This is a genomic window from Burkholderia sp. MSMB617WGS (assembly GCF_001532025.2).
GTDB classification, from domain to species: Bacteria; Pseudomonadota; Gammaproteobacteria; order Burkholderiales; family Burkholderiaceae; genus Burkholderia; species Burkholderia savannae.
In genome coordinates this window covers 2579241-2593081 of the sequence record NZ_CP013458.1, presented here as the reverse complement: position 1 = coordinate 2593081, position 13841 = coordinate 2579241, and the positions used below count along the sequence as shown (strand labels likewise).

Genomic DNA, 13841 nt, shown 5'->3' with positions numbered 1-13841 from the left:
GGTGCGAGCGGCCGGCAGGCCGGGCCGATCGCCCCAACTTGGATGTTATGAATGCAGGAACGGGCCCGGCACCCCGAAGTAATCGCGCATTTTAACCCTATCGGCTTTTGCGTGCTTTACCGTTCCTGACGTTGTGGCAATTGGAGCAACCCCGGAGGTCCGGCGCTTGCGCGCGTCAAACCCAGTAAACTAGGCGGTTTTCACCGAACCTTTCGGCTCGCTGACGCCGGAGGGCACCTAAAGGGCTGATTTGCATGGAAGTCGATCGTAACGAAACGGGCGCGCCGGCGCGCGCGGCCGCCGGTCCGGGCGGCGCGCCGGGCCGCCGCCGCGCACGGGCAGGGGGCCGCGCATGACGCTCATCGTCGTGTTTCTGCTGTCGTGCCTGTCGCTCGTGATCTGGCTCGTGCTGCTGTTCGGGCGCGGCGGCTTCTGGCGCGCGCGCCCCGCGCGGCGGCTGCCGCCCGACGCGCGCGGCGCGGCCGCCGGCGCCGGCTGGCCCGCGGTGGCGGCCGTCGTGCCCGCCCGCAACGAGGCCGACGTGATCGGCGAGGCCGTCAAGTCGCTCGTTGGGCAGGATTACGACGGCGCGTTCCACCTGATCGTCGTCGACGACCACAGCACCGACGGCACCGCCGACGCCGCACGCGCGGCCGCGGCCGCCGCCGGCCGCGTCGACCGGCTGACCGTGCTGACCGCGGAGGCGCTGCCTGCCGGCTGGTCGGGCAAGGTGTGGGCTCAGTCGCAGGGGATCGCCGCGGTGCGCTCGCTCGGGCTGCCCGCCGATTATCTGCTGCTGACGGATGCCGACATCGGCCATCCGCGGGACGCGCTCGCGCAGCTCGTCACGCGCGCTCAGGCCGAGCAGCGCGATCTCGTGTCGCTGATGGTGCGGTTGCGTTGCGATTCGTTCTGGGAAAAGGCGCTGATCCCGGCGTTCGTGTTCTTCTTCGCGAAGCTGTACCCGTTCTCGTGGGTCAACGATCCGCGCAACAAGACGGCGGGCGCGGCGGGCGGCTGCATGCTCGTGCGCCGCGACGCGCTCGAGGAGGCGGGCGGCATCGAATCGATTCGCGGCGCGCTGATCGACGATTGCAGCCTCGCCGCGCGGATCAAGCATCGCGGCGCCGGTCATCACCCGATCCGGCTCGACCTCGCCGAGCGCAGCGTGTCGTTGCGCCCGTACGATAGCTGGCGCGACATCTGGAACATGATCGCGCGCACCGCGTTCACGCAGCTTCGCTATTCGCCGGTGCTGCTGCTCGGCACGCTCGTCGGGATGACGATCATCTATCTGATGCCGCCCGTCGCCGCGCTCGCGTATGGCGCGCGCGCGTGGCCGGCGTGGCTCGCGTGGGCGTCGATGTGCACCGCGTATGCGCCGATGCTGAGCTATTACCGCCGCTCGCCGTGGTGGGCGCCGGCGCTGCCGCTCGTCGCGCTGTTCTATGTCGGCGCGACGTTCGCGTCGGCGGTGCGCTACTGGCGCGGCAAGGGCGGGCAGTGGAAGGCGCGCGTGCAGGCGCCGGTGCAGGATCGCTGAACCGTTGCGGGCCGGTCGGCGGCGTTCGGGAGCGGCCGCGTCGGCAGGTTGTTCGTCGGTTTTGGCGTCGACTGCGATCTTTGCCGGACTGCGCGCGCAAGCTGTTGCGCGAAGCGTTTCGTCGGGGGGCGAGGGCGCGGCACGGGGCACGCGGCCCGGTTTGCCCGATCGTCCGGGTGCGTGTGCGTGTGCGTGTGCGTGTGCGTGTGCGTGTGCGGGCGTGGCGCCGGCGCCGCGAAAACTGCGGATGCTTGCGGACCCGCGGGGCTCGGTTGCTGCTGCGGGCCGTTATCCGTTGTCAGTGGTCTCGATTGAGCACGTCCCCCGCGTTTATTCAGGAGAATGCGCTCGCTCGATCGGGCGACTTCGCCATTTCCCGGCCGGCGGCCGTCTCGACCGCCGTTCCGGTCACCACTTCCCCTTTCCTTCCGACGGTGCGGCGCCGGCGCTGGCCGTGGTCGGCCGCGCCGCGTCACTTCTGCGTGAGCAGCATGTACAGCTGGATCACGACCTCCGGCGAGAACGTGAACGGCACCCAGCCGAACCCGCTGTGCCGCGCGACGAGCAGGCGGTCGCCGTTCGCCTGCTTCTGCACCGCCATCAGCGGATTGCGCGTCGTCACGAAGCGCCAGCCGTTCGGCAGCCCGTTCGGCTGCTCGATCGTCATCGACGCGCGCACGTGCGCCAATTCCTCGATCAACTGGCTGAGCTGCTGAGGCGGCAGCGACACCGAGTGCTCGCCGAGCGTGAGCGTGATCTGGTCCTGCGACGGCCGCACAACGTGCAGCGATAGCTCGCCGTTCGCCGCTTGCACTGCCGCGACCGGCGCCGCGGCTTCGGCGGCCGCCCGGTTCTGCTCGGCCTGCGACGCGAGCGATTCCGCCGCCGCCTTGTAGCTCGCCGCGCGTGCGGCGGCGGCCTCGGCGGCCGAACGTTCGGTCGTGGCCTGCGCGAACAGCGACTCGGCCGCGTCCTTGTCGGCCGCCGCCTGGGCCGCGGCCTGCTCGGCCGCGGCGCGGTCCGCCGCGGCTCGGGCGGTGAGGGTTTCGGCTTCCGCCTTGTCGTTGGCGGCTTGTGCGGCCGCTGCGTCGGCGGCGCTGCGTTCCGCCGTCTCTCGTTCGGTTGCGCGCGTTTCGGCCGCAGTGCGCTCGGCGCTGGCCTGCGCGGCGAGCAATTCCGCTGCGGCTCGATCGGCCGCCGCCTGGGCGGCGATCTCTTCGGCTGCGGCCTTGTCGGCCGCCGCCTGAGCGGCGGCTTGCTCGGCGGCGGCGCGGTCCGCCGCGGCTTGCGCGGCGAGCGTGTCCGCCTTTGCCTTGTCGTCGGCGGCCTGAGCGACAGCTTGCTCGGCGGCGGCCCGATCGGCCGCTGCGCGCTCGGCGATGCCCGCATCCGCCGCTGCGCACTCGCTCGCCGCTCGAGCCGCGAGCGATTCGGCCGCGGCCTTGTCGGCGGCCGCCTGCGTCGCAGCGTGTTCGGCGGCGGCTCGGTCCGCGGCCGCTAGCGCGGCGGCATGCTCGGCCGCCGTGCGCTCCGACGTCGCCTGCGCGACGAGCGCTTCGGCGGCGGTCTTGTTAGCCTCGGCCTGCGCCGTCGCGTGCGCGGCGGCGGCGCGATCCGCCGCTGCCTGAGCGGCGAGTGCTTCGGCGGCAGCCTTGTCGGACGACGCCTGTTCCGTCGCCGCGCGTTCCGTTGCGGTATGGGCGGCAAGCGCTTCGGCGGCCGATTTGTCCGCCGCTGCTTGTGCCGCGGCCTGTTCGGCGGCGGCCCGATCCGCGGCCGCCTGCATCGCGAGCATTTCGGCCGCGGTCTTGTCGGTGACCGCCTGCGCGGCGGCGGCTTCGGCCGCGGCCTGGACGGCGGCCGCTTGCGTCGCGAACGCTTCGGCCGCCTTCTTGTCGGCGGCCGCTTGGGCGGCGAGGGATTCGAGCGTCGACTGCTCGACGGACATTCGGGCGGCTTCCGCGTGCTTCGCCGCGGCGGCTTCGGCGGCGGCCTGCGCGGCGGCCTTGTCTGCGGCGGCGGTCGCGGCGGCTTCCTGCGCGGCGCTCGCTACGTCGCACACCGTATGGATGAGCTGATCGACGCGGCTGTCGAGCGTATCGATCTGATCGTTCAAGTTCATGCGTGCATTCTCTACGTAAGACCCGCGATTTTACCCGCAGGCCCTGTCCAGGTTCGAACGTTGCATGTAACAAAATGCTGGCAACGTGGCGGACGCGGCAGCGAGCGCGTGTCGGACCGCGCACTTGGAGCGGTTCGGCGACATTGGCTGACGTAATGGGCGAGAAGTCGACGGATGGTGCCGCCGAGGTCGACGTGTGCCCGAAGTGTGGGCCGGCGCCTCCCGGATCGTCTTCGATCTTCGAGGCCGCATGGGGGCGTTTCGTGTCAGCGGCGATCGGAAAGGGCGGTCGACGCGCGCCGGCGGCCCCGCCGACGGCCCGTTAGGCAGGTCCGTCGTCGTGTCGGCCGCGATACGGTGAGATCGCGGTGAGATCCGCGGTGAGATCGTGGTGAGATCGTGGCGAGATCGCGGCGAGATCGCGGCGAGATCGCGGCGCGAACGCTGGTTGGGCGGCGAGATGTCCTTTGCCCCGTGGTTACCGCACGCTTTGCTGCTGCGGCAGCCTGCTCGAGGGTCTTTCTCGATCGAAAGCGTCGGGCGATCACATGCTCGACGCGTTCGCATCGATCGCTTCAAGATCGATGGGGATCTTGCCTGATGGCGACAAGAAGAGCGACGGCGCGAATGCGCATCGCAGCCGCGGGCCGCTCGTGGCGAGCCGAGCGCCGCGCGATGCGTCGCGATCGCCGATTTTCGATCCGGCACGCGGATGCGGGCGTCCCGTTTTCCGGGAAGAGGGGCGAATGCGTCGATAACCCGTCGCGGTCCACGATGAGTCGGCGAAAAATCGGAACGTTGCGCGGACCGTGAACGGCACGCGCAGAATTGCTGCCGAAACGCCGAAACGCCGAAACGCCGAAACGCCGAAACGCCGAAACGCCGAAACGCCGAAACGCCGAAACGCCGAAACGCCGAAACGCCGAAACGCCGAAACGCCGAAACCCCGAAACCCCGAAACCCCGAAACCCCGAAACCCCGAAACCCCGAAACCCCGAAACCCCGAAACCCCGAAACCCCGAAACCCCGAAACCCCGAAACCCCGAAACCCCGCTCAGCGCAAATAACCCGCCTGCCGGAACCAGTCGAGCGCGTCGCGAATGCCCTCGCGGTATGGCCGAGCGCGATAGCCGAGCTCGCGCTCCGCCTTCGCCGACGTGAAATACATCTTGTTCTTCGACATCCTGAGCCCGTCGACCGTCACGAACGGCTCGCGCTTCGTGATCTTCGCGACCGCTTCCGCGCCGAGCGCGATCGGATACAGCGGCCAGCGCGGCAGCGCGAGCGTCGGCGCCTTGCGGCCCGTCAGTTGCGCGATGTCGGCGAGCATCGTCTGCAACGGCAGGTTCTCGCCGCCGAGGATGTAGCGCTCGCCGGTCCGCCCGCGCTCGAGCGCGAGCAGGTGGCCGTGCGCGACGTCGTCGACGTGCGCCAGGTTCAGGCCCGTGTCGACGAACGCGGGAATCTTGCCGAGCGCGGCTTCGACGATGATCCGGCCGGTCGGCGTCGGTTTCACGTCGCGCGGGCCGATCGGCGTCGACGGATTGACGATCACGGCGGGCAGCTTGTCCTCGGCGATCATCCGCTCGACCGCGCGCTCCGCGAGCACCTTGCTGCGCTTGTAGACGCCGATCGCCTGCTCGGCCGTGAGCGGCGACGACTCGTCGGCCGATGCGCCCGACGGCGTCACCTTCAGCGTCGCGACGCTGCTCGTGTAGACGATCCGCTCGACGCCCTCGGCGAGCGCCGCGCGCATCGTCGCGACCGCGCCTTCGAGATTCGCACGCTCGATCTCGAGCGGATCGGGCGCCCACAGCCGGTAGTCGGCCGCGACGTGCAGCAGGTAACGCACGCCGCGCAGGGCGGCGCGCATCGACGCTTCGTCGCGCATGTCGCCCGTCGCGATCTCGGCGTCGAGATCCGCGACGTTCGTGCGCGGGCTCGTCGGCCGCACGAGCACGCGCACCCGATAGCCTTGCTGCCGCGCGGCGCGCGCGACGGCGGAGCCGACAAAACCGGAGGCGCCGGTCACCAGAACGAGATCGCGTTGTGTGTCAGTCATAGTCCTCATGGCCGCGCGCTCGTGCAGCGCGGCGTGTTGTGCGTCGTGCGAGATTGTACGTGGTCGCCTCGCGCGGGCGGCGCGCGGTTTCGTCGAGCATCGTTCGCGGCGCGCGACTACAATGCCGGGCTTGGATCGACTGGATGACACGGGGGATGCGATGAGCGGCGACGATCTGGACGAGCGTCTGGACGAGCGGATCGAAACCTATTACGTGCGGGTGCGCGGCGTGGTGCAGGGCGTGGGCTTTCGGCACGCGACCGTGCGCGAGGCGCATGCGCTCAAGCTGCGCGGCTGGGTCGCGAATCTCGACGACGGCTCGGTCGAGGCGATGCTGCAGGGCCCGGCGCCGCAGATCGACCGGATGCTCGCGTGGCTGCGGCACGGGCCGCCCGCCGCGCGCGTGACCGAGGTGACGTTCGAGGAGCGCCGGACGGACAAGCGCTTCGAGCGCTTCCAGCAGCATTGAGCGCCGCGGCCGATTATCCGCAGGCGGGGCGCGGGATCGCGCTGTCGGTGGCGGCGTCGGCGCTGTTCGCGCTGCTGTCCGCGTATGCGAAGCTGCTCGCGCCGCTCACGGGGCTCGACATCTTCGCGTGGCGGATCGTCTGGACCGCGCCCGGCGCGATCGCGGTCGTCGCGCTGCGCGGCCGCTGGCCCGCGTTGCGCGAGCTGCTCGCGCGCGCGTTCGCGAACCGGCGGCTCGCGCTGTCGCTCGCGGCGAGCGCCGCGCTGCTCGGCCTGCAGCTATGGCTGTTCCTGTGGGCGCCGCTGCATGGCCGGATGCTCGAGGTGTCGCTCGGCTATTTCCTGCTGCCGCTGACGATGGTGCTCGTCGGGCGCTTTTACTACCACGAACGTCTGAGCGGGCTGCAATGGCTCGCGCTCGCGTGCGCGGCCACGGGCGTCGCGCACGAGATCTGGGCGACGCGCGCGTTCGCGTGGCCGACGCTCGTCGTCGCGCTCGGCTATCCGCCGTACTTCGTGCTCCGACGCCGCGTGAATGCGGATTCGCTCGCGCTGTTCTCGGTCGAAATGCTCGCGCTGCTGCCGGTCGCGGCCGCGACGCTCGCGATGGGCGGCACGCGCGTCGCGGATCGGCCGCTCCTATGGGCGATGCTGCTGCCGGGCCTCGGCGCGATCAGCACGTTCGCGCTCGCCAGCTATCTGAAAGCGAGCCGCATGCTGCCGATGGCGCTCTTCGGGATTCTCGGCTACGTCGAGCCGGTGCTGCTCGTCGCGGTTGCCGTGTTCGTGCTCGGCGAGGCGCTGAGCTGGGAGCAGCTCGCGACGTACGTGCCGATCTGGGCGGCGGTCGCGCTGACCGCGTGGCACGGATTCTTGCTCGCACGGAGGTAGGCGCGCGCGTTCGGTGCGCATGGCGATTGCGTGTTCGATGGCGCGGCGCGTGGTTCGAATGGCGGGCGTTGGCTGGCTGGGCGATGGGAGCGGATTGCCCATGCCGACCTGCCGGCGCGCTGACCTATCGACCTGCGGACCCGTCGACCCGCTGAACCGCTGAACCGCTGAACGGCCGAACGGCCGAACGGCTGAACGGCTGAACGGCTGAACGGCTGAATTAGCAATTCCGCAATTCCGCAATTCCGCAATTCCGCAATTCCGCAAATCGGCAAATCGGCAAATCGGCAAATCGGCAAATCGGCAAATCGGCAAATCGGCAATTCCGCAATTCGATGACCGATCAACGTCGAACCACGACCGGCGACCGGTGACGCGCTGCGTCACGGAGATCCCGGCTGACGGATTCGCCAATCGACGGCCGTGATGCGAGCCGGCGCATTGCAGCCGATTACACGATGCGTCCGCCGCGCGATTCGCTGCTGCGCGGCGACGCGCTTGCCGACGCCCACCGCGCGCCGACCGCATGACACGCACGCGAATCAATCCCGTTGCGCCGAGCACGCCGCATGCCCGGCGGCATTCGCGACGCGCGATCCGTCTTGTAATCCGGCTAAAGATTTCGTTGCATTTTGTTACTTAGGGCATACCCTGAGCGGCGATTAAAATTTTTAGACGAATTCTTTCGCCCACGGGCCCGCCCATGAACGGTCATGTTTTCACGTCGCAGGGGCGTTGCTCCGTCACGTCGGCGCATCGCCGGATTTTCAGCCGGCATTTGCATTGCGCCGCGGCAGAACGGCTCGCAAGCCCGACTTTCCCGCTTTCCGCAGTTCGCCCGGCGCGCGCCGCGCGCATCGGTCCGGCCGTGCGATGAGCGTTCCCGTCATGTCTGCCCAAGCGGCAGCCGGACGCTCGATCGAGGTCGATTTCTTTCGCGGCCTCGTGCTGCTGACGATCGTCGTCGACCACATCGGCGCGAGCGTGCTGTCGCGCGTGACGCTGCACGCGTTCGCGTTGTGCGACGCGGCCGAGGTGTTCGTGTTCCTCGGCGGCTTCGCGACCGCGAGCGCGTATCTCGCGGTCTGTGCGCGCCACGGCGCGGGCGCGGCGCGGCGCCGTTTCGTGCGCCGCGCCGCGCAGATCTACCGCGCGTTTCTCGCGACGTCGACGCTGATGCTCGTGGTATCGGCCGCGCTCGATCACTACGGCATCGACGCGCCGAACATGGCGCTCGACGACATCAGCGTGCTGCTCGCATCGCCGCTCACGGGGCTCGTCGAGCTGCTGACCTTCAAGCGCCAGCCGTATCTCGCTTCGGTGCTGCCGATGTACGTGCTGTTCGCGCTCGCGACGCCCGCGGTCGTGCCGCTCGCGCGCGCGAAGCCGTGGTGGCTGCTGTTCGGCAGCGTGCTGATGTGGAGCTGCGCGCCATGGCTCGCGGCCGATCTTCTCGACACCGATTCGTTCCGCTGGAGCTTCAACCCGTTTGCGTGGCAACTGATGTTCGTGGTCGGCGTGATCGTGCGCTGCTGGCCGCTGCATCGCGACGTCGCGGCGCGGCCGGGCGGCGCGGCGATCACCGCGGTCGCGCTGGCGGTCGTGCTCGCGTGCGCGTACTACAAGCTGTTTGCCGGGCTGCCGCTGCCGGAGGGTGAGCTCAAGCGCCATCTCGCGTGGCCGCGCGTGATGAACTTCGTCGCGTTCGCGTGGCTGATGGCCGAGCTCGTCCGCCACGGCTGGATCGCGCGGATCGCGCGGGCGGCGTGGCCCGTCGTCGCGGTCGGGCAGCGCGGGATGCTGTGCTTCGTCGTCGGCGCGGCGATCTCGCTGACGTTCGATTCGCTGCTGCACGGCATGCAAGGCAACGCGCGGATGCTGCAATTCGGCGTCGGCCTCGCCGCCGATGCGTGCGCGCTCACGCTGATGCTGACCGTCGCGAGCTCGGATCTCCTGTTCCAGCGCTTGCGCAGAAGCGTCATTGCGTGAAGCAAGCGGGCGACGCGCATCCGGATTCGATTTCGCCGCAGTTGCCGTTTCCGGGCCGACTCGTCTGCGTGTCGAGCCGCCGTCGTCCGGACGCGCACGAGCCGCTGACGCTCGAACGCCTTAGCCGCGCTCGACGCTCCAACGTGTCGATCAGTCCTGCCGACAGCCGCCTGATCGCCGCGATGCTCGCCGATATGCGCGCCGATATGTGCGCCTTGTGCCGCGCGCGGTCGATGCACCGCACCGGCTCGTCGCGGCAAGCATGCTCGATACGTTGCCGCTTGCCGTGAACGTATCCGCGCCGTTTGCGCCAAGTGTTTGCGAACCGCGAACCGCGAACCGCGAACCGCGAACCGCGAACCGCGAACCGCGAACCGCGAACCGCGAACCGCGAACCGCCAACCGCCAACCGCCAACCGCCAACCGCCAACCGCCAACCGCCAACCGCCAACCGCCAACCGCCAACCGCCAACCGCCAACCGCAAACCGCAAACCGCAAACCGCAAACCGCAAACCGCAAACCGCAAACCGCAAACCGCAAACCGCAAACCGCCGCTCGATACGGAGTCCGTAACGCGGCCGCTGCATCGGCATCGTCGCGAACGACGACGGCAGCGTCGCGCATGCATCGCCGCACGATTGCATGGCGGACATCGTCGACGAAATCGATCGGCGCGGCTTGCCCGAAAAGGCGAGCGCGGTCGGCCGGGCGGCGCGAGGCGTTACGTCGCGCGGCGCGAGCGCGCATTGCGTGCATTGCGCCTGTCGTGCGTTCGGCTCGAATTGCGCGCGCCGGCTTCGCCGCTCCAGCGCGATCGATCCATTTGACCAACGCGTCCGCGCCCGCCCGCTCGCGTGCGTCGCCTTGCGTTTAACCGCGCCGTCATGGGCGGTTCGTATACTCGGTCCCCGCCGTTGCGTCGCAATGGGCAGCAACGGACGAAATCGACCGAGGAAGAATCTTGCGGACTACGAATTCAATTGGCATCCTTGCCGCGCGCCTACTTCCCGCCCTCGCCCTCGCCCTCGCGCTGGCGCTCGCGAGCTGCGGCGGCGACGATCTGACGCCCGCCGCGCAGCGCTGGGCGATGCCCGCGAGTGAAATGTCGCTCGGTCCGCAAGGGCTTGCGCAGAACGTGTTGTCGCAAACGGTCGCGACGGGCGTCGCCTATTACCAGATCAAGCGCGGCGCGCCGAGCGCGGCCGATTTCTGGACCGTCAACATCGGTTTCTACGCGACGCAGGCCGCAACCCAGGCCGATGCGGCGAACCTGGCCGCCGCCGGCTTCGCGACGCGCGTCGACGCGTCGGCGGGCACCGACCTGCAGGGCAAGGTGCTCGGCTACTGGCTGTCGGTCGGCCGCTACGCGGCGCAGGCCGATGCAACGGCCGCGGCCACGCAGATCGCGCAGGCGACGCAGAACCGCTACAAGCCCGGCACGCGGCATACGTCGCTCGCCGGCAATCCGACGACGGGGCCGTGGATCGTCAACGTGCTCGCGATCGATCCGTCGCAGGCCGGCGCGAAGCTGTCGATTGCGCTGCCGGGCGGCAACGATCTCGGCGCGGGCGGCGAGACGGTGTCGGCCGCGCGGGCGCGCGTCGACGCGCTCGCCGGCGTCAACGGCGGCTTCTTCACGAACGTCAATCCGTTCGGCGCGCCGCTGCCGCCGCGCTCGCCCGTCGGCGCGACGGTGGTCGACGGCCGTCTCGTCGCCGCGGCGATCGGCAAGCGTCCCGGCCTGCTGCTCACGCGCGACGCGAACGGCCGCCAGCGCGCGACGATCGCGCGCAATCTCGCGACGGCGATCACGCTGACCGACGCGCAGGGCGGCACGATCGCGGTGCAGACGCTGAATCGGCCGATCCTCGGCACGGTCGCCAACTGCGGCGTGCAGGCGAAAGTGCCGACGAGCGAGCCCGCGCAGGACACGGTCTGCACGAATTACGACGATCTCGTGATGTACGACGCGCTGTACCTGCGCGGCGGCGCATCGAACACGCTCGTCGACGCCGGCTATCAGGGCGCGCGATATGAACTCGTGGTCGATGCGAACGGCGTCGTCGTCGCGGGTCACGCGACGCTCGGCGCGGCGCCGCCGCCGAACGGCTATGTGCTGCAGGGGCTCGGCGCGAGCGCCGCGTGGCTGCAGGCGCACGCGGCGCCGGGCACGCGCCTCGCCGCATCGCAGCGGCTGTCGGCGAACGGCGCGGATCTCGCGCTCGCGTCGGGCACGTCGCTCGTCGAGGCGGGGCCGACGCTGTCGGCGCCGAATCTCGCGCAAAGCGCCGCGCAGGAGGGTTTTGCGCCGACGGTGGGCGGCGTCGACGCGGGCGAAGGCGGCGCCGCGAACGGCAACTGGTACAACGGCTGGTACGTCGCGCGCAACGGGCGCACGGCGGCGGGCGTCGCGGCCGACGGCACGATCCTGCTCGTCGAGATCGACGGCCGGCAGCCGGCGCTGAGCGTCGGCACGAGCATTCCGGAGACGGCGGCGGTGATGGCGTGGCTCGGCGCGACGTCGGCCGTCAATCTCGACGGGGGCGGCTCGAGCAACATGGTGATCGGCGGCAAAACGGTCGGACATCCGTCCGACGCAACGGGCGAGAGAGGCGTCGGCGACACGTTGATGCTGTTGCCGAGCTGACGGGACGAAAAAGCCGCGCGCAGGCGGCGCGCGCGGCGCGGCGGTGTCAATGGCGCAGATCGGTCCTCGCGCGCTTCGCGCTCGACGCGTCGTCCTGCGTCGCGTCGTCCGCGTCGGGAGGATCGTCGTCGCGCTCGGTCAGGAGCGCGTCCACGTCGGCGGCGGCCGCCGCCGCGCGCAGCGCCGTGCAGCGCTGTGCGCGGCGGATGTCCGACAGCATCCGCCAAAGCCTCGTAGTCTTGTTTTTCATCGTTCTCTCCCTGCCGATGTCGCCCGTGCCGGCGAGTTGGTTTCAGTGTAGGACGCTTGCGGGCGAACCGTAGGGAGAATGTGGCGCGCAAGTCACATGTCGAGGGATTTCACTAGTGCGCGGCAACCGCCTGCGCTTCGCGGCGCTCCGTCTCGCAGCGGTGATGCTCGCGCGACAGCTTGTTCATCAGCGGCAGCATCAGCAGGCCGATCGCCGTGCCGCCCGCGGCGAGCCAGCCGAGGCCCGTGAACAGCTCGATGTAGAGCGGCAGCGACGCGGTCGCCGGCAGATCGTTCGACGGCATCTGCGCGAAATTCGCGACGACGCTGCCGAGATATTGAGATACGCCCGTCGCGACGAAGTAAGCGCCCATCATGAAGCCGCCCATCCGGGCCGGCACGTAGCGCGCGATCATCGCGAGGCCGAGGCCGCTCACGAGCAGCTCGCCGAGCGAGTAGAAGCCGTAGCCCGCGACCATGAACCACGACGACACGCGGCCGTCGACCGCGAAGCGCCCGCTGATCGCGAACGCGAGATAGCCGATCGCGACGACGGCGAAGCCGAGCGCGTACTTGCCGGCGACGGGCAGATCGCGGCCGCGCTTGCCGAGCCCGTTGTAGATCGCGACGAGCACGGGGCTCAGCAGCATGATCCAGATCGGATTGAGCGCCTGGAACTGCGCGGGGCTCCACGTGAAGAGCGTCGTGCCGAACAGCATGAAGCGCGGATCGACGTTGCGCAGCGCGAACAGCGTGAGCGACGTCTGCATCTGCACGTAGAAGATGAAGAACAGGATCACCTGCGCGATCAGCAGCAGCGCGGCGATGAGGCCCGAGCGCTCGGAACGGTTCGATTTCGCGATCATGTACGCGAAGATCGCGAGGATCGCGAACGCGGCGGCCCACACGCTCGCGACCGCGAGCTGCTTGTGGCCGAGCACGTACATCGTGACGAGGCCGAGCGCGATGCCGCCCGCCGCGACCGCGGCGAGGCGCCGCCAGTGAACGGGCTGCGCGTCGGGCTGCGAGCCGATGCGCGCGAGCGTGCGGTGCATCAGCACGAAGTTGAGGATGCCGAGCACCATCCCCGCGCAGCAGACGGCGAACGCCGTGTGCCAGCCCCAGTGATCCTTGATCCACGGCGTCGCGAGCATCGACGCGGTGGAGCCGATGTTGACGGCCATGTAGTAGATCGTGAACGCGCTGTCGATGCGCGCGTCGTCGCCCTCATAGATGCGGCGCACGAGATTCGCGGCGTTCGACTTGAAGAGCCCGTTGCCGACGACGATCACGCCGAGCGACGCGTACATGAACGCCAGATGATCGTTCGGAATCGCAAGCATCAGGTAGCCCGCGCACAGCACGACGGCGCCGATGATCATCGAGCGGCGCGCGCCGAGCACCTTGTCGCCGATCCAGCCGCCGATCGACGGCGACGCGTAGACGAGCGCGGTGAACGCGCCCCAGGTCAGGTTCGCCTGGCCGTCGGTGAAGCCGAGCTTGTCGACCATGAACAGGACGAGCAGGGCCGCCATCCCGTAGTAGCCGAAACGCTCCCACATTTCGATCAGGAAGACCGTCGTGAACGAGCGGGTCTGGGAGACGCGAGTATTCATTGTGCACCTCTGGATTGAACAGACGAAACGCCGCGCGCGGCGGCGCGGCGGATGGCGGGCGAGACGCCGGCCGCTGTGCGGCCGCGAACCGGTCCCGGCGGATCGGTGCCGGCCGGAGGGTTGCGCGGTGAAGGGGGCGAGGTGCTCAGGCGCGCGCGCGCGGCGCGCGGCAAAGTGGAAAGGGTCGTCATGTCGATAAGCGGGCAAGCGCACCGATCGGGGCGCAAGACGAGGCGCGGCGCGCGGCGGATGG

The 13841-nt window shown here is 69.7% G+C and carries 10 protein-coding genes; 5 read left to right on the top strand and 5 right to left on the bottom strand.

The window, feature by feature from the left end; all coding sequences use genetic code 11:
* Positions 1 to 352: 352 nt before the first annotated feature.
* Positions 353 to 1543, top strand: coding sequence for a glycosyltransferase (locus WT60_RS32240; RefSeq protein WP_060356465.1), 1191 nt, complete (start codon positions 353 to 355; stop codon positions 1541 to 1543).
* Between the two features lie 472 nt (positions 1544 to 2015).
* Here WT60_RS32240 and WT60_RS32235 read toward each other — a convergent pair whose 3' ends face one another.
* Together WT60_RS32235 and hpnA are read right to left on the bottom strand one after the other, a co-directional pair.
* Entirely contained in the window at positions 2016 to 3665 is a 1650-nt protein-coding gene (locus WT60_RS32235) for a hypothetical protein (protein WP_060356464.1), read from the bottom strand.
* Positions 3666 to 4719: 1054 nt separating this feature from the next.
* The gene (gene hpnA / locus WT60_RS32220; RefSeq protein ID WP_060355243.1) at positions 4720 to 5727 is read right to left on the bottom strand and encodes a hopanoid-associated sugar epimerase; all 1008 of its coding nucleotides are present in this window, start codon (positions 5725 to 5727) and stop codon (positions 4720 to 4722) included.
* Positions 5728 to 5887: 160 nt separating this feature from the next.
* Between hpnA and WT60_RS32215 the strand changes: the two genes are divergently transcribed.
* The 3 genes from WT60_RS32215 (at position 5888) to WT60_RS32205 (ending at position 9075) form a co-directional block, all read left to right on the top strand.
* On the top strand, positions 5888 to 6196 hold the full coding sequence (locus tag WT60_RS32215) for an acylphosphatase (protein WP_038755204.1): 309 nt from the start codon (positions 5888 to 5890) through the stop codon (positions 6194 to 6196).
* Entirely contained in the window at positions 6193 to 7086 is an 894-nt protein-coding gene (rarD, locus tag WT60_RS32210; protein WP_059575599.1) for an EamA family transporter RarD, read from the top strand. Before WT60_RS32215 ends, rarD begins: the two co-directional genes overlap by 4 nt.
* Before the next feature lie 873 nt (positions 7087 to 7959).
* On the top strand, positions 7960 to 9075 hold the full coding sequence (locus WT60_RS32205; RefSeq protein ID WP_038755280.1) for an OpgC domain-containing protein: 1116 nt from the start codon (positions 7960 to 7962) through the stop codon (positions 9073 to 9075).
* Here WT60_RS32205 and WT60_RS34870 read toward each other — a convergent pair.
* Positions 9065 to 9907 carry a hypothetical protein gene (locus WT60_RS34870; protein ID WP_186448637.1) on the bottom strand — a complete coding sequence of 281 codons (843 nt, stop codon included), beginning with the start codon at positions 9905 to 9907 and terminating at the stop codon, positions 9065 to 9067. The genes WT60_RS32205 and WT60_RS34870 overlap by 11 nt on opposite strands.
* Before the next feature lie 130 nt (positions 9908 to 10037).
* Here WT60_RS34870 and WT60_RS32195 point away from each other — a divergent pair, with 130 nt between their 5' ends.
* Positions 10038 to 11723, top strand: coding sequence for a phosphodiester glycosidase family protein (locus WT60_RS32195; RefSeq protein ID WP_060355242.1), 1686 nt, complete (start codon positions 10038 to 10040; stop codon positions 11721 to 11723).
* A gap of 46 nt (positions 11724 to 11769) precedes the next feature.
* Here the strand turns inward: WT60_RS32195 and WT60_RS32190 are convergent, their stop codons facing one another.
* Entirely contained in the window at positions 11770 to 11973 is a 204-nt protein-coding gene (locus WT60_RS32190) for a hypothetical protein (protein WP_059575592.1), read from the bottom strand.
* 112 nt (positions 11974 to 12085) lie between these two features.
* Complete coding sequence (locus WT60_RS32185; RefSeq protein WP_038755209.1) at positions 12086 to 13588, bottom strand: oligopeptide:H+ symporter; 1503 nt, start codon at positions 13586 to 13588, stop codon at positions 12086 to 12088.
* Between the last annotated feature and the right edge of the window lie 253 nt (positions 13589 to 13841).